Here is a 14,799-nt window from a genome sequence, read left to right on the forward strand (position 1 = left end):
AACTGGGGAAAGACACGATGATCCGTTTTTTGGCGATGGGTGTGTTGTCGTTATGCGTTGTTGGCCCTGCCTTGGCGGCCGAACTGCATTCGGGCAGATACGAAGGCTTGATGCTGGCCGTGACGCCGCAGCATGAGGTCGAAGGCTATTACGCCGAACAAATGGGCGAAGGTGTGACGCGCAGTTGCGCGTTCTACCTGCAAGGCAAGCCCGACGCGCTGACCACCTGGCTCGACGCCGCCTACCCCGGCAGCGTGGCGCCGTCAGTCGATGGCGTGACGTTGACCGTGGAGCAGGGCCGGCAGCATCCCGGTTGCATGACTGTGCTGATGCCCGAGATCGCCACCGGCCTGGACTTGAGCGAGACTGCCGATACGCAATGGATCGGTCTGGTGACCGTGTCGGCCGACAAGGCCTACCTGCTTGAATCGCCGGGCGCCGACGCTGCCAAGCGCCCTTACATCGTCAAGCATGACGTGGTGGGGGTGCTGGCCTTCAAGGATGGCTGGGCCCAGGTCGAGTTCACCAATGCCGGGGATCGCACCTACACCGGCTGGATCAGCCAGGATCAGTACGCTCGGTTGACTGCGCCGAAAAGCTGACCTCAACGACACAGACAATCCAAGTGTGGGAGGGAGCAAGCCCCCTCCCACACGGCTTTTCTGAGTTAAGCGAAGGTTCCTTGCCGGTCTTCAGTCCGCAGGGGCATTGGCGGCGGGGCGCCCGGTGTACAACTGGATAATGCCGTCGATTTCCCCCGACCTCTTCATTTGCTGCAAGGTGCGCAGGATCTGTTGCACCGGCACGTCCGCGGCATTGCGCACCACGCACCTGAGGTCTTGCTCTTCAATTGTCGCCACCTTGTGCAAGCGCCGCCCAACCGGGACTTTCTGATTGAAGCGATCAACGATCCATTCATTCATCACCGCATAGTCGAAGCGCCCGGCCACCAGCTTTTGCAGCACCTGTTCCTCGCTGCGGGCATCGTCGCGGCTGAGCTGGCCGCTGGCAAACAGCAGGTCGAGCAGGGGGTAGCGGTAGTTGAGCACCGTGCCGATCGGTTGCGCGGCCAGTTCGTCCACCTTCACCGGCTGGCTGTTGATGCTGACCAGCACATCGCGCTGCACCATCAGCGGCACGCTCCAGCTGTAGTCGCCCGACAGGTCGTTGACCCAGGCCTGGGCCACGTAACAGCGCACATCAATGTCGCCATGGGCCATGGCTGCCGCAATCCGCACCCGCGACAGCACATGGAAACTGATCGGGCGGCCGACCTGGGTGGCCAGGCTCGACATGAGGTCGTACACAATCCCTTGGGTGGGCACGCCGCCCTCCAGTTGCACCACCGGCATCGCCCAGCTGTCGGAAACCGAGAAACGCAGCGGCGCAGGGGCCGCCAGGGTGGCCGTGGCTATCATCCATAAAGCGCCCAGAACTACGCGCATATGCCCTCCATGTTCAGGCCTTCGAGAGGCGGTTGAGCACAGCTTAGTCAGATTAGACGAGCGTGCCGGATGCAATTTCCCCCTTGCTCCGCTAGCATTACCGGCTTCCGCTTCCCAGTTGCGACGGTTTTCGATGAGTTATCAGGTTCTTGCACGTAAATGGCGCCCGCGCTCGTTCCGCGAAATGGTCGGCCAGACCCATGTGCTCAAGGCTCTGATCAATGCCTTGGACAGCCAGCGGCTGCACCATGCCTACCTGTTCACCGGTACGCGGGGGGTGGGCAAGACCACCATCGCGCGCATCATCGCCAAGTGCCTGAACTGCGAAACCGGTATCACCTCCACACCCTGCGGTACCTGCTCGGTGTGCCGCGAGATCGACGAAGGGCGCTTCGTCGACCTGATCGAGATCGACGCCGCGAGCCGCACCAAGGTCGAAGACACCCGCGAACTGCTCGACAACGTGCAGTACGCCCCCAGCCGCGGCCGCTTCAAGGTCTACCTGATCGACGAAGTGCACATGCTCTCCAGCCATTCCTTCAACGCGCTGTTGAAAACCCTGGAAGAGCCGCCGCCCTACGTCAAATTCATCCTGGCCACCACCGACCCGCAGAAACTTCCTGCGACGATTTTGTCGCGGTGCCTGCAATTCTCCCTGAAAAACATGACCCCGGAGCGCGTGGTCGAGCATCTGACCCACGTGCTCGGCGTCGAGAACGTACCGTTCGAGGACGACGCACTGTGGCTGCTCGGCCGCGCCGCCGATGGCTCGATGCGCGACGCCATGAGCCTCACCGACCAGGCCATCGCCTTCGGTGAAGGCAAGGTCATGGCCGCCGATGTGCGCGCCATGCTGGGCACCCTGGACCACGGCCAGGTGTTCGACGTGCTGCACGCGCTGATCGAGGGCGACGCAAAGGCACTGCTCGAAGCGGTGCGCCATTTGTCGGAGCAGGGCCCGGACTGGAACGGCGTGCTCTCGGAAATACTCAACGTGCTGCACCGCGTCGCCATCGCCCAGGCGCTGCCTGAAGGCGTCGACAACGGCCATGGTGACCGCGACCGCGTTTTGGCCCTGGCCCAGGCGCTGCCGGCCGAAGATGTGCAGTTCTATTACCAGATGGGCCTGATCGGCCGCCGCGACCTGCCGCTGGCGCCGGACCCGCGCGGTGGCTTCGAGATGGTGCTGCTGCGCATGCTGGCCTTCCGGCCCGCCGACTCGGCCGACGCGCCGAGGCAGCCGCTAAAGCCAGTGGGGATCAGCCAGGCCACAGTTGATTCCGCCAACTCCGTGGCGGGTGCGGCGGTGGTTGCGCCGGTGGCGACTGCGCCTGTTGTGCCGGAGCCGGCGCCGGCGCCAGAGCCATTGCCCGAGCCGGCGCCGGTCGTGGTCGAACCCGAGGCTGAGCCCGAGGCGATTGTCGATCTGCCCTGGAACGAGCAGGCCCCAGTCGAGCCCGAACCCGGACAGCAGCCCGCCGTGGAGCCCGTGCTGGAAACCACCGGCGAGCAGCCCGAACTGACGCCGATGCCCACGCCGACCCCGGACAGCGTGGTGCCGGATGCCCCCGAGTGGGTGTCTGCGCCGGTGCCCGAGCCGACCGTTGCGCAGGTGGAAGCCGCCGTTCCGGCTATCGACCTCGACGACGAACCGCCACTGGACGAAGATTACATCGAGCCGGATATGGATTCGGCCTACAGCTACCTGGACGAACTGGCCAGCGAACACGTTGCCGAACCGGCTCCGGAGCCCGAGGCGGAACCCGCCGCAGCCCCGGCCACCGGTCTGGCGCTGCAATGGCTGGAGTTGTTCCCGAAACTGCCGATTTCCGGCATGACCGGCAGCATCGCCGCCAACTGCACCCTGATCGCCATCGACGGCGACCACTGGCTGCTGCACCTGGACCCGGCCCACAGTGCGCTGTTCAATGCGACCCAGCAGCGTCGGCTCAACGATGCGCTCAACCAGTACCACGGGCGCACGTTGACCATCGCCATCGAGCTGATCAAACCTGAGCAGGAAACCCCGGCCCAGGCCGCGACCCGTCGGCGCATCAACCGCCAGCGCGATGCGGAACAGTCGATCCAGGCTGATCCGCTCGTCCAGCAGATGATGCAGCAGTTCGGTGCGGTGGTGCGTCACGATACTATTGAACCTGTCGAGGCTCCGGTGACCCAAGCGTCATGACACCGGGCTGTTAACTGTTTGATCCACATACTTTTGAGGTGATTCCCATGATGAAAGGTGGCATGGCCGGCCTGATGAAGCAGGCGCAGCAGATGCAGGAAAAGATGGCCAAGATGCAGGAAGAGCTGGCCAACGCCGAAGTCACCGGCAAGGCCGGTGGCGATATGGTCAGCGTGGTAATGACGGGTCGTCACGACATCAAGCGCGTGAGCATCGACCCTAGCGTGCTGCCGGGCGTGGGCGAAGATGACCTGGAAATGCTCGAAGCGCTGTTTGCCTCGGCCGTCAACGACGCCGTGCGCAAGATCGAAGCCAACAGCCAGGACAAAATGTCCGGCATGACCGCCGGCATGCAGATGCCTCCGGGAATGAAGCTGCCGTTCTGATCGTTCAGCCTGGGCTGTACGTCAATGCCAGGCCTTGCGCCTGGCATTTTTGTTTGTGCCGATCCGATCGAACCCCGGCATGACACTCGCGGTCTGCACCCTATACCGATGATTTCGATAAGGAGCACCCTGATGTCTCAAGAACCGACTCTCAACCAGCGCATCGTCCTGGTTTCGCGCCCCCAGGGCGCACCGACGCCGGAAAACTTCCGCCTGGAACGGGTGACGCTGCCGGAGCTGGCAGACGGCCAAGTGCTGCTCAAGACGCTGTACCTGTCCCTCGACCCCTACATGCGTGGCCGCATGAGCGACGCGCCGTCTTACGCGGCGCCGGTGGAAATCGACGAGGTGATGACCGGCGGCGCCGTCAGCCGTGTCGAGCAATCGCGCAATCCGACATTTGAAGTGGGCGACCTGGTGGTCGGTTCCACCGGCTGGCAGAGCCACAGCATTTCCGATGGCAGTAACCTGGTGCCGGTGCCCAACGGCCTGGCCAGCCCGTCCATGGCGCTGGGCGTGCTGGGTATGCCGGGCATGACCGCCTACATGGGCCTGATGGACATCGGCCAGCCCAAGGCCGGCGAAACCCTGGTGGTGGCGGCGGCCTCGGGCGCGGTGGGCTCGGTGGTGGGGCAGGTGGCCAAGCTCAAGGGCCTGCGCGTAGTGGGCATCGCCGGCGGTGCGGAAAAATGCCGCTACGTGGTGGACGAGCTGGGTTTTGACGCCTGCGTCGACCACAAGAGCGAAGATTTCGCCAACGAACTGGCCGTGGCCTGTGCCAACGGCGTCGACATTTATTACGAAAACGTCGGCGGCAAGGTGTTCGATGCGGTGCTGCCGTTGCTCAATGCCAAGGCGCGCATTCCCCTGTGTGGCTTGATCGCCGGCTACAACGCCAACGAAGCACCCACCGGCCCTGATCGCCTGCCGGCGCTGCAACGCACCCTGCTGACCAAGCGCGTGCGTATCCAGGGCTTTATCGTGTTCGACGACTATGGCGACCGCCAGCCGGAATTCCTCAGCGCCATGGCGCCATGGGTGCGCGAGGGCAAGATCAAGTTCCGCGAGGACGTGGTGGACGGCCTGGAACAGGCCCCCGAGGCGTTTATCGGTTTGCTCGAAGGACGCAACTTCGGCAAGTTGGTGGTACGCGTCGCGCAGGATTGAGCATTTGACGCTAATCCGAGGCGCGGGTATAAACCGCGTCTCGTTGTTTTGTCGGACCCTTCGCCCATGAGCTTCAGCCCCCTGATTCGCCAACTGATCGACGGCCTGCGTACGTTGCCGGGCGTCGGCCAGAAAACCGCCCAGCGCATGGCGCTGCAACTGCTGGAGCGTGATCGCAGCGGTGGCATCCGCCTGGCCCAGGCCCTGAGCCAGGCCATGGAAGGCGTAGGCCATTGCCGTCAGTGCCGCACCCTCACCGAAGAAGAACTCTGCCCACAATGCGCCGACCCGCGCCGCGACGACACTTTGCTGTGCGTGGTGGAAGGGCCGATGGACGTCTACGCGGTGGAGCAGACCGGCTATCGCGGCCGTTACTTCGTGCTCAAGGGCCACCTGTCGCCGCTGGACGGTCTGGGGCCGGAAGCCATCGGCATTCCGCAACTGGTGACGCGGATCCAGGAGCAGGGCACGTTCACCGAAGTGATCCTGGCCACCAACCCGACCGTGGAAGGCGAGGCCACCGCGCATTACATCGCGCAGTTGCTGACCAACAAAGGCCTGATTACCTCGCGCATCGCCCACGGCGTGCCACTGGGGGGCGAGCTGGAACTGGTGGACGGCGGCACCCTCGCGCACTCGTTCGCCGGCCGCAAGCCCATCGCGCTCTAGGCAATACCGCAAGCCTCAAGGTGCACACCCAATAAAAATGTGGGAGGGAGCAAGCCCCCTCCCACATTTTGACTTGCGGCTTAACCGCTATTTTTCGGTCAATGCAAACTGCGTCAGGCAGAACGTGGGAATCCCCATAGCCTGCAAACGCTGCGACCCACCCAGCTCCGGCAAATCAATGATCGCCGCTGCTTCAAAGATCTGCGCGCCCATGCGTCGCACCAGGTTCGCTGCCGCAATCAGGGTGCCGCCGGTGGCGATCAGGTCATCGAACATCAGCACCGAGTCGCCTTCGCACAGGCTGTCGGCGTGCACTTCCAGAAAAGCCTCGCCGTATTCGGTCTGGTAACCCTCGGCGAGCACGTCGGCCGGCAATTTGCCCTGCTTGCGGAACAGGATCAGCGGTTTGTTCAACTGGTAGGCGATGATCGAGCCGATCAGGAAACCGCGCGCATCCATTGCGCCGATGTGCGTGAAGTCGGCCTCGACGTAGCGCTGGGCAAAGGTATCGGCCACCAGGCGCAGAGCGCGGGGTGATTGGAACAGCGGCGTGATGTCACGGAAAATCACCCCAGGCTTGGGGAAGTCGATGACGGGGCGGATCAGGGATTTGATGTCGAACGAATCGAGGATCATCGTCGAGGGTCCTGGGAGGAAAACGGACGCGAAGTATACCTGCGGCGTCGCCGGTGCGCTTGGCCGCAGGTGTCTGGATCAGCCTTCCAGGGAGCCGCCGGCCAGTGCGCACAGCTGGATCGGGTCGAGGATGTGCACTTCCTTGCCCTCGGCGGCCAGCAATTGACTCTGTTGAAAACGCGTGAATACCCGGGACACGGTTTCCACCGCGAGGCCCAGGTAGTTGCCGATTTCATTGCGCGACATGCTCAGGCGGAACTGGTTGGCCGAGAACCCACGGGCGCGAAAGCGCGCCGAGAGGTTGACCAGGAAGGTGGCAATGCGCTCGTCGGCGGTTTTCTTCGACAGCAGCAACATCATCTGTTGATCGTCACGAATCTCGCGGCTCATCACGCGCATCAACTGGCGGCGCAGTTGCGGCAGTTGCAAGGCCAGTTCATCCAGGCGCTCGAAGGGGATTTCGCACACCGAGGTGGTCTCCATCGCCTGGGCCGACACCGGGTGCATCTCGGTGTCCATGCCTGACAGCCCGACCAGTTCGCTGGGCAGGTGAAATCCGGTGATCTGCTCTTCGCCGCTGCCGCTCAGGCTGAAGGTTTTCAACGCGCCCGAGCGGACTGCGTAGACGGAATCGAACCGGTCGCTCTGGCGAAACAGAAACTCGCCTTTCTTCAGCGGGCGCCCGCGTTTAACGATCTCGTCCAGCGCATCCATGTCTTCCAGATTCAACGAAAGTGGCAGGCAGAGGGGGGCCAGGCTGCAATCCTTGCAGTGAGCCTGGCTGTGAGCGCGCAGTTTGACTGGCTCAGGCATTTCTTAAATCCTTGTGGGAAATCACACATAAGACGTAAGGGTAACGCACCGAGGGTAGGTGAGGCCAGCGCGTACAAAACGGCGCCGACGCTATAAAGGTTCGTGTATCGGTGCCGATACAAAGGCCTATCTCATTCAATCAGGACCCGGATCATGTCTTCCATCGGTGGCCTCAATCCTTCCAGTGTGAACATTCCCACGGTGCCGGACCTCAGGAAAAACCCGGCGGCAGAAGCGGCGCGCGACGACGAAAAACCTGTCAGTGAGACCAAGGTGACCGAGGGTGTGAGCGTGTCGATCTCCAATGCCGGCTTTCGTGCCGCCAAAACCGACTCGAACAAGGACATCGATAACAGCAGTCAGACCGACCCGGTCAAACAGCTACTGAAAATGATCCGCGAACTGAAAAAGCAGATCGCCGATAAGCAGGCCGAAGTCGCTGCCGCCCAGTCCGACAATTCGATGACACCCGAGGCGCGTCAGGCGCGGGTCGCCAACCTGCAGGCGAGCATCGCCACGTTGCAGGCCAGCCTGACCATGGTGCAGATGCAGTTGGGCAAGGCCATGAAGGACCAGCCTGCCGACGCGCAGATGGAAGCCATGAGCCTGGCGTCTAAGTAACGCTTCAGATCACCCGCGAAAACTGCTGCCGGTTCTGCTGCGCAAGGTAGGCATCGAAGAGCATGCACAGCGAGCGTACCAGCAGGCGCCCGGCCGGCAGTACGCGGATGCCCTGGGCGTCGAGCTTGATCAGGCCGTCGCTGGCCATGGTCTGCAACTGCGGCCACAGCGCGGCAAAATAGCCGCGAAAGTCGAGGGTGAACGCCCGCTCGATGCACTCGAACTCCAGCTGAAAATGGCAGATCAACTGCTGGATCACCTCGCGCCGCAGTCGATCATCCGGGGTGCACAGCAGCCCACGGCAGGTTGCCAGTTGCGCACCCGCCAGCGCGTTCTGATAGACGCCGAGGTCGCTGGTGTTCTGGCAGTACAGGTCGCCTATCTGACTGATCGCCGACACCCCCAGCCCAATCAAATCGCAGTGCCCGTGGGTGGTGTAGCCCTGGAAGTTGCGTTGCAGGGTGCCGTCTTCCTGGGCGCTGGCCAGTTCGTCGTCCGGCAGGGCGAAATGGTCCATGCCGATGTAGCGGTAGCCAGCCTGGGTCAACTGTTCGATGCTGGTTTGCAGCATCAACAGTTTGGCGGCCGGGGTGGGCAGGTCATCGCTGTTGATGCGCCGCTGGGGCATGAAGCGCTCCGGCAGGTGCGCGTAGTTGAACACCGACACGCGGTCCGGTTGCAGTCGGATGACTTCCTCCACGGTGTGGGCAAAACTCAGCGGCGACTGCTCGGGCAAGCCATAGATCAAGTCGATATTGATCGAGCGAAACTGCAGGGTGCGTGCCGCGTCGATCACCGCGCGCGTTTGCTCCAGGCTTTGCAGGCGATTGACCGCGCGCTGCACGTGCGGATCGAGGTCCTGCAGGCCGATGCTCACCCGGTTGAACCCCAGCTCGCGCAGCAGGCCCATGGTTGCCCAATCGGCTTCGCGCGGGTCGATCTCGATGCCGTAGTCGCCCGAGTCGTCATCCAGCAGATGGAAGTGCCGGCGCAGGCTGCCCATCATCTGGCGCAGTTCGTCGTGGCTGAGAAAGGTCGGAGTGCCGCCGCCCAGATACAGCTGCTCCACCACCTGTTTTGGGCCGAGGTGGCAGGCCACCTTCTCGATCTCTTGCGTCAGGCTTTGCAGATAGGGCCTGGCGCGGCCACGGTCCTTGGTGATCACCTTGTTGCAGGCGCAGTAGTAGCAGATGTTTGCGCAGAACGGCACGTGCACATACAGCGACAGCGGTCGCGCGGCCTTGCGGCTGTCGTGCAGCGCGTGCAACAGCTCGAAGGCGCCGACCTGGTTGTGCCATTGCACGGCGGTGGGGTAGGACGTGTAGCGCGGCCCGGCGAGGTCGTAGCGGTGAATCAGATCGGTGTCCCAACAAATGGCGTCGAGCATGCGGGCGCTCCCCCGGATAGGCTGATGGGCGGAGTCTAGGGGCAGGGCGGGGCAGGCATGTTGATTTGCATCAACGGGGAGTGGCGCTGTGCCACAGGCTGACTAATGCCCCATCAGCCAATGCTGGTGCGGGCCCGGCAGGGTCCAGAAGCCGAACAACATCACCAGCATGCCACCGGCCACGCGCACCCTGCGCCGGCGCAGTAATGCGGTGACCCGCTCCGCCGCCAGGCCTGTGGCCAGCAGCACAGGCCAAGTGCCCACGCCGAAAGCCAGCATCAGCAATGCGCTGTGGGCCGCATTGCCCTGGCTCGCTGCCCACAGCAAGGTGCTGTAGACCAGCCCGCACGGCAACCAGCCCCAGAGTGCGCCGAGCAGTAAGGCACGCGGCAGGCTCGACACTGGCAACAGGCGGTTGGCCAGCGGCTGGATATGCCGCCACAGGCCACGGCCCAGGTTTTCGAGGCGGGTGAGGCCGCTCCACCAACCGGCGAGGTACAGGCCCATGCAGATCAGCAGTCCACCGGCCAGTACGCGCATGACCATCGCCGCAGGGCTGTTGGCCACCGCCCAGCCGGCCAGGCCGATGAGCAGTCCGGCGCAGGCATAGCTGAGGATGCGCCCCAGGTTGTACGCCAGCAGCAGGCGAAAACGGCGGTTGCGTTGCTCGCGGGGAATCGCCAGGGTCAGCGCACCCATCAGCCCGCCGCACATGCCCAGGCAATGGCCGCCACCCAGCAGGCCGAGGATCAGCGCGGAGATCAGCAGCGGCGCCAGGTCAAGCACGGGGCGGATCCCTGGGCGGTTGCTGCGGTGGATTGGCCTCGTCGATAGCGGCGAGGTGGTTCGCGTCCTGATCGTCGAACAGCACGCTGTGGGCCGGGCCGTCGAGGTCGTCGTACTGGCCGCTGTCCACTGCCCAGAAAAAGAGGTAGATCGCCGCGCCCACTAACAGCAGCGCCGCCGGAATCATTATGTAAAGAGCTGGCATCGCTACTCCAGGCCTGCGCGGCTCAGGCCGGCAACGGGCGGTTTGGCAACGGGCGTGAAGGGCGCACGCGGCTGGCGTGTCAGGCGCAGGGCGTTGAGTACCACGGTCAACGAACTCACGGACATGCCGATTGCCGCCCAGAGCGGCGTGATCCAGCCCAGCGCGGCGAACGGCAGCATCAGGCCATTGTACAGACCGGCCCACAGCAGGTTTTCAATGATCACCCGGCGGGTCCGCCGTGCCAGGCTGAACGCCTGCACCAGAGCGTCCAGGCGGTTGTTCAGCAATACCGCGTCGGCGCTGGTTTTCGCCAGGTCCGTGGCCGAGCCCATGGCCACGCTGATATCGGCGGCGGCCAGTACGGGCACATCGTTGACACCGTCGCCGAGCATCAGCACCTTGCGACCCTGCGCGTGCAAGCGTTGCAGCACCTGCAACTTGTCATCCGGGCGCAGGCCGCCGTGGGCTTCGTCAATGCCCAACGCTGCGGCGACGCTGGCGACCATCGGCGAGCTGTCCCCCGACAGCAGCAGCGTGCGCCAGCCTCGTGCCTTGCACGCTGCGAGCAGCGCTGGCGCATCGCTGCGCAGGCGGTCGTCGAGCACGAACCACGCGAGCGCGCCGCCGCGGTCGCCCAAGAGCAGCCATTGCCCGGTTTGCTCCGGCGCGGCGGGCGGCGGGCAACCGCTGAGTTCACACACGTATGCAGGCTGGCCGATGCGCAGCAGGCGTTCACCCACACGACCTTCCAGCCCCAGGCCCGCGGCGCTGCGCACGTCAACGGCGGGCAGCGGCGCCCGGCCGAATGCGCGGGCAATCGGGTGCTCGGAGCGGTTTTCCAGGGCGGCGGCGAGGCCCAGGCATTGGTCGCTGTTCAGTTCGCCCAGAGGCCGGATGGCGTTGAGGGTCAGACGACCTTCGGTGAGGGTGCCGGTCTTGTCGAAAATCACCGTATCGATCTGGTTCAGGCCTTCGAGCACATGGCCGCGTGTCAGCAGCAGGCCGAGGCTGTGCAGCGTGCCGGTGGCGGCGGTGAGCGCCGTTGGCGTGGCCAGCGACAAGGCGCACGGGCAGGTCGCTACCAGCATCGCCAGCACGATCCAGAATGCCCGCGACGCGTCGAGCTGCCACCACAGCAGACCGATCATGGCGGCGGCTATCAATGAACCCAGCAGGAACCCCTGTGCGGCGCGGTCGGCCAGCTGCGCCAGGCGTGGCTTTTCCGCCTGGGCGCGTTCCAGCAGACGCACGATGGCGGACAGTTGCGTGTCGTGGCCCAGGGCGCGCACCTGCACGGTCAGCGCGCCGTCGACGTTGAGCGTGCCGGCCGTCACGCTGTCGCCGACTTGCCGGGGGTGTGGCAGGTACTCGCCGGTCAGCAGGGATTCATCGATGCTCGACTGGCCCTCGAGGATCACGCCGTCGGCCGGCAGCACCGCGCCGGGGTGCACCAGCACACGGTCGCCCAGGGCCAGCTCGGACAGCAGGATACGTTCGCTCTGGCCGTCATGCTTGAGGCGCAGGCACGAAGCGGGCAACAGGTTGACCAGTTGCGCGGTGGCGGCAGCGGTGCGCTCCCGGGCGCGACGTTCCAGGTAACGCCCGGCCAGCAGGAACAGCGCGAACATGCCCACCGCGTCGAAATACAACTCGCCCGTGCCGGTGACAGCGGTCCAGATGCCGGCCAGGTACGCGCCGCCAATCGCCAGGGACACCGACACGTCCATGGTCAGGTGGCGCGTGCGCAAATCGCGCATCGCGCCCTTGAAGAATGGCGCGCAGCTGTAGAACACGATGGGTGTGGTCAGGAACATCGCGATCCAGCGCAGGATCACGTGCAGCTCGGGGCTGAGGTCGACATTGAATTGCGGCCAGGTCGCCATGGTGGCCATCATTGCCTGGAACCACAGCAGGCCGGCGACGCCGAGTCGGCGCAGGGCCAGGCGGTTTTCGCCGGCCAGTTGCTCGGCGGCGCGGTCGGCCTGATACGGGTGGGCGGCGTAGCCGATATGGCGCAACTCACTGAGCAGCCGGCTCAGCGGCACTTGCCCGTCGGCCCAGCGCAGGTGCAGCCGGTGGTTGGACAGGTTCAGCCGCGCCTCGGCCACGGCGGGCAGGTGGCGCAGGTGTTTTTCGATCAGCCAGCCACAGGCCGCGCAACTGATGCCTTCCATCAGCAGGGTGGTTTCGGCCAGGTCGCCGTCGTGGCGCACGAAAGGTTTTTGCACATCGGCGCGGTCGTACAGCGCCAGCTCGTCCAGCCATTGCACCGGCAGGGTGTCGGGGTTGGCCGAGGCTTCGCTGCGGTGCTGGTAATAATGTTGCAGCCCACCGGCCACGATGGCTTCGGCCACAGCCTGGCAGCCCGGGCAACAGAGCTCGCGGCGCTCGCCAAGGATCATCGCGGTGAAGCGGCTGCCGGCTGGAACGGGCAGGGCGCAGTGGTAGCAGGGGCTGGTCATGGTTGGTATCTGGGGTGGCTGGGAGGGCCTCTGTGCGAGCATTTTGAGCGAGGCGTGCGTTTTATTGCTTCAGCTCCTCGGCGCCCTGCAGCGGTTCATCACCCAGCAGCAGGTCCTTGTCGTGGCTGACGTCTTCTTCTTCGAAGAGGCGCCAGGTCTGGTTGCCTTCCACCCCCAGCAGTTCGACGAAGCGCCGGCCCTCGACCCTGTCGGTCACCTGGCCGATGTAGCGGCCCGGTTCGCTGTCGCTGCGGGTCAGGTTGATCCTGCGGTCCTTCTGCGGCTGGGTCGGGGAAATCAGGTTGAGTTGCAGGGTGTTCGGGTTGCTGTAGCCGGTGAGGCGCAGCTCGACTTCACCGGTCAGTTCGTCCAGGTGCAGCTTGCCGCGCAGTTGCAGGGTCTGGGCCAGGCGTTCACGGTCCAGGGCGCGGTTGATGCCCTTGCCGGCCTCGTAGTAATTGTCGTTGACCAGGTTGTCCGGGTTGTTCACCGCAATGGTCACCATGGACAGGGTCAGCGTCACCGAACAGGCCAGGATCGCAATGATGATCCAGGGCCAGAGGTGCTTGTACCAGGGGCTTGCGGCAGTGGCTGGGGGCATGGTTCGGTTCTCTGGTTATCGAACGGGCGGGCCGATGAATCGGCTGCCGGCTTCAATCCGGACGCCGGCGTCATCGACGTCCGTCAGGATGAATGTCACTTCGTTGGTGCTCGACGGCAACTGCTGCGGCGCGCTCGACAGGCCTACCGGCAGGCTGACGGTATCACCGGCGGCCACCCTGATTTCACGCCGGCCTTGCAGCTTGAGGTCGGGCAGGCCAGTGGCGCTGAGCAGGTAGAGGTGGTCGCGCTGGTCCTTGTTCATGATCTTCAGGCTGTAGACGTTTTCGATGCGGCCTTCGACGTCTTCGCGGAACAGCACACGGTCCTTGCTCACATCCAGGCTCACCAGCGGACGCAGGAGGAATGCCGCCACCAGCAGGCTGATCATCGCCAGCAACACCCCTGCGTAACCGATCAGGCGCGGGCGCAGTGTGTGGGTTTTCTGCCCGGACAGGTTGTGCTCGGTGGTGTAGCTGATCAGGCCGCGCGGATAGTCCATCCTGTCCATGACGCTGTCGCAGGCGTCGATACAGGCGGCGCAGCCGATGCATTCGATTTGCAGGCCGTCGCGGATGTCGATACCGGTAGGGCACACCTGCACGCACATCGTGCAGTCGATGCAATCGCCCAGGCCCTGGGCCCTGTGGTCGCTGTCTTTTTTGCGCGGGCCACGCACTTCGCCACGGCGCGGGTCGTAGGACACGATCAGGGTGTCCTTGTCGAACATCACGCTCTGAAAGCGCGCATAAGGGCACATGTAGATGCACACCTGCTCGCGCAACCAGCCGGCATTGGCGTAGGTGGCAAGGGTGAAGAAACCGACCCAGAAATACGCCCAGCCATCGGCCTGGCCGCTGAAGAACTCCACCACCAGCTCTCGGATCGGCGAGAAGTAACCGACGAAGGTCAGGCCGGTAGCCAGGCCGATCAACAACCACAGCGTGTGCTTGGCCAACTTGCGCAGATATTTGCTGGCGCTCATCGGCGCCTGGTCCAGCTTGATGCGTTGGTTGCGGTCGCCCTCGGTGATTTTCTCGCACCACATGAACATCCACGTCCACACGCTTTGTGGGCAGGTATAGCCGCACCACACGCGCCCGGCGTACACGGTGATGAAGAACAGGCCAAACGCCGCGACGATCAGGATGCCCGACAGCAGGATGAAATCCTGGGGCCAGTAGGTGGCGCCAAAAATGAAGAACTTGCGCTCCGGCAGGTTCCACCACACCGCCTGATGGCCACCCCAATCGAGCCACACCGTGCCGAAATACAGCAGCAGCAATGCGCCGCCGCCGAGCATGCGCACAGTGCGAAACAGGCCGGTGAAAGCGCGTGTGTAGATCTTCTCTCGTGACGCGTAGAGATCAACGGTTTTCCCGGGCGGGGTGACGTCATGTACCGGTATCTGGTTGCTCATCATGGCATCGGCCG

The 14,799-nt window shown here is 64.2% G+C and carries 15 protein-coding genes; 6 read left to right on the forward strand and 9 right to left on the reverse strand.

What is annotated here, in order from left to right; genetic code table 11:
- Nucleotides 1-17 precede the first annotated feature (17 nt).
- Entirely contained in the window at nucleotides 18-602 is a 585-nt protein-coding gene (locus tag LUB09_RS02380; RefSeq protein WP_231421476.1) for a hypothetical protein, read from the forward strand.
- A gap of 90 nt (nucleotides 603-692) precedes the next feature.
- Here LUB09_RS02380 and LUB09_RS02385 read toward each other — a convergent pair whose 3' ends face one another.
- Nucleotides 693-1,445 carry a substrate-binding periplasmic protein gene (locus LUB09_RS02385; protein ID WP_231421477.1) on the reverse strand — a complete coding sequence of 251 codons (753 nt, stop codon included), beginning with the start codon at nucleotides 1,443-1,445 and terminating at the stop codon, nucleotides 693-695.
- Nucleotides 1,446-1,578: 133 nt separating this feature from the next.
- Between LUB09_RS02385 and dnaX the strand changes: the two genes are divergently transcribed.
- From dnaX to recR, 4 genes are all read left to right on the forward strand, one after another.
- On the forward strand, nucleotides 1,579-3,633 hold the full coding sequence (dnaX, locus tag LUB09_RS02390) for a DNA polymerase III subunit gamma/tau (RefSeq protein ID WP_231421478.1): 2,055 nt from the start codon (nucleotides 1,579-1,581) through the stop codon (nucleotides 3,631-3,633).
- Nucleotides 3,634-3,680: 47 nt separating this feature from the next.
- Nucleotides 3,681-4,019, forward strand: a complete 339-nt coding sequence (locus LUB09_RS02395; protein WP_003230417.1) for a YbaB/EbfC family nucleoid-associated protein — start codon at nucleotides 3,681-3,683, stop codon at nucleotides 4,017-4,019.
- 132 nt (nucleotides 4,020-4,151) lie between these two features.
- Nucleotides 4,152-5,186, forward strand: a complete 1,035-nt coding sequence (locus tag LUB09_RS02400; RefSeq protein WP_231421479.1) for an NADP-dependent oxidoreductase — start codon at nucleotides 4,152-4,154, stop codon at nucleotides 5,184-5,186.
- 66 nt (nucleotides 5,187-5,252) lie between these two features.
- On the forward strand, nucleotides 5,253-5,855 hold the full coding sequence (recR, locus tag LUB09_RS02405) for a recombination mediator RecR (protein WP_003230421.1): 603 nt from the start codon (nucleotides 5,253-5,255) through the stop codon (nucleotides 5,853-5,855).
- Nucleotides 5,856-5,942: 87 nt separating this feature from the next.
- Here the strand turns inward: recR and LUB09_RS02410 are convergent, their stop codons facing one another.
- Together LUB09_RS02410 and fnr are read right to left on the reverse strand one after the other, a co-directional pair.
- Nucleotides 5,943-6,491, reverse strand: coding sequence for an adenine phosphoribosyltransferase (locus LUB09_RS02410; protein ID WP_057009159.1), 549 nt, complete (start codon nucleotides 6,489-6,491; stop codon nucleotides 5,943-5,945).
- A gap of 78 nt (nucleotides 6,492-6,569) precedes the next feature.
- The gene (gene fnr / locus LUB09_RS02415; RefSeq protein ID WP_003230424.1) at nucleotides 6,570-7,304 is read right to left on the reverse strand and encodes a fumarate/nitrate reduction transcriptional regulator Fnr; all 735 of its coding nucleotides are present in this window, start codon (nucleotides 7,302-7,304) and stop codon (nucleotides 6,570-6,572) included.
- 153 nt (nucleotides 7,305-7,457) lie between these two features.
- Here fnr and LUB09_RS02420 point away from each other — a divergent pair, with 153 nt between their 5' ends.
- Nucleotides 7,458-7,925, forward strand: coding sequence for a hypothetical protein (locus LUB09_RS02420; protein WP_209983644.1), 468 nt, complete (start codon nucleotides 7,458-7,460; stop codon nucleotides 7,923-7,925).
- 4 nt (nucleotides 7,926-7,929) lie between these two features.
- Here LUB09_RS02420 and hemN read toward each other — a convergent pair whose 3' ends face one another.
- The 6 genes from hemN to ccoG form a co-directional block, all read right to left on the reverse strand.
- On the reverse strand, nucleotides 7,930-9,312 hold the full coding sequence (hemN, locus tag LUB09_RS02425) for an oxygen-independent coproporphyrinogen III oxidase (RefSeq protein ID WP_231421480.1): 1,383 nt from the start codon (nucleotides 9,310-9,312) through the stop codon (nucleotides 7,930-7,932).
- Nucleotides 9,313-9,414: 102 nt separating this feature from the next.
- Nucleotides 9,415-10,098, reverse strand: a complete 684-nt coding sequence (locus LUB09_RS02430) for a sulfite exporter TauE/SafE family protein (protein ID WP_231421481.1) — start codon at nucleotides 10,096-10,098, stop codon at nucleotides 9,415-9,417.
- Nucleotides 10,091-10,303 (reverse strand): cbb3-type cytochrome oxidase assembly protein CcoS, encoded by a 213-nt coding sequence (ccoS, locus tag LUB09_RS02435; RefSeq protein ID WP_209983638.1) that lies wholly within the window; start codon nucleotides 10,301-10,303, stop codon nucleotides 10,091-10,093. Before ccoS ends, LUB09_RS02430 begins: the two co-directional genes overlap by 8 nt.
- 2 nt (nucleotides 10,304-10,305) lie before the next feature.
- Nucleotides 10,306-12,765, reverse strand: coding sequence for a heavy metal translocating P-type ATPase (locus LUB09_RS02440; RefSeq protein WP_231421482.1), 2,460 nt, complete (start codon nucleotides 12,763-12,765; stop codon nucleotides 10,306-10,308).
- A gap of 61 nt (nucleotides 12,766-12,826) precedes the next feature.
- Nucleotides 12,827-13,366, reverse strand: coding sequence for a FixH family protein (locus LUB09_RS02445; protein ID WP_209983635.1), 540 nt, complete (start codon nucleotides 13,364-13,366; stop codon nucleotides 12,827-12,829).
- A 15-nt stretch (nucleotides 13,367-13,381) separates the two neighbouring features.
- Nucleotides 13,382-14,785: a cytochrome c oxidase accessory protein CcoG gene (gene ccoG, locus LUB09_RS02450; protein ID WP_231421489.1), complete on the reverse strand. Its 1,404-nt coding sequence runs from the start codon at nucleotides 14,783-14,785 to the stop codon at nucleotides 13,382-13,384.
- Between the last annotated feature and the right edge of the window lie 14 nt (nucleotides 14,786-14,799).

The sequence above is a fragment of the Pseudomonas sp. Leaf59 genome (genome assembly GCF_920984685.1).
GTDB lineage: Bacteria > Pseudomonadota > Gammaproteobacteria > Pseudomonadales > Pseudomonadaceae > Aquipseudomonas.

What these genes read in the sequence shown, in the direction of transcription:
- LUB09_RS02380 (WP_231421476.1), top strand. Translation starts at nt 18, where the DNA reads ATGATCCGTTTTTTGGCGATGGGTGTGTTGTCGTTATGCGTTGTTGGC.
- LUB09_RS02385 (WP_231421477.1), bottom strand. Translation starts at nt 1,445, where the DNA reads ATGCGCGTAGTTCTGGGCGCTTTATGGATGATAGCCACGGCCACCCTG.
- dnaX (WP_231421478.1), top strand. Translation starts at nt 1,579, where the DNA reads ATGAGTTATCAGGTTCTTGCACGTAAATGGCGCCCGCGCTCGTTCCGC.
- LUB09_RS02395 (WP_003230417.1), top strand. Translation starts at nt 3,681, where the DNA reads ATGATGAAAGGTGGCATGGCCGGCCTGATGAAGCAGGCGCAGCAGATG.
- LUB09_RS02400 (WP_231421479.1), top strand. Translation starts at nt 4,152, where the DNA reads ATGTCTCAAGAACCGACTCTCAACCAGCGCATCGTCCTGGTTTCGCGC.
- recR (WP_003230421.1), top strand. Translation starts at nt 5,253, where the DNA reads ATGAGCTTCAGCCCCCTGATTCGCCAACTGATCGACGGCCTGCGTACG.
- LUB09_RS02410 (WP_057009159.1), bottom strand. Translation starts at nt 6,491, where the DNA reads ATGATCCTCGATTCGTTCGACATCAAATCCCTGATCCGCCCCGTCATC.
- fnr (WP_003230424.1), bottom strand. Translation starts at nt 7,304, where the DNA reads ATGCCTGAGCCAGTCAAACTGCGCGCTCACAGCCAGGCTCACTGCAAG.
- LUB09_RS02420 (WP_209983644.1), top strand. Translation starts at nt 7,458, where the DNA reads ATGTCTTCCATCGGTGGCCTCAATCCTTCCAGTGTGAACATTCCCACG.
- hemN (WP_231421480.1), bottom strand. Translation starts at nt 9,312, where the DNA reads ATGCTCGACGCCATTTGTTGGGACACCGATCTGATTCACCGCTACGAC.
- ccoS (WP_209983638.1), bottom strand. Translation starts at nt 10,303, where the DNA reads ATGCCAGCTCTTTACATAATGATTCCGGCGGCGCTGCTGTTAGTGGGC.
- LUB09_RS02440 (WP_231421482.1), bottom strand. Translation starts at nt 12,765, where the DNA reads ATGACCAGCCCCTGCTACCACTGCGCCCTGCCCGTTCCAGCCGGCAGC.
- LUB09_RS02445 (WP_209983635.1), bottom strand. Translation starts at nt 13,366, where the DNA reads ATGCCCCCAGCCACTGCCGCAAGCCCCTGGTACAAGCACCTCTGGCCC.
- ccoG (WP_231421489.1), bottom strand. Translation starts at nt 14,785, where the DNA reads ATGAGCAACCAGATACCGGTACATGACGTCACCCCGCCCGGGAAAACC.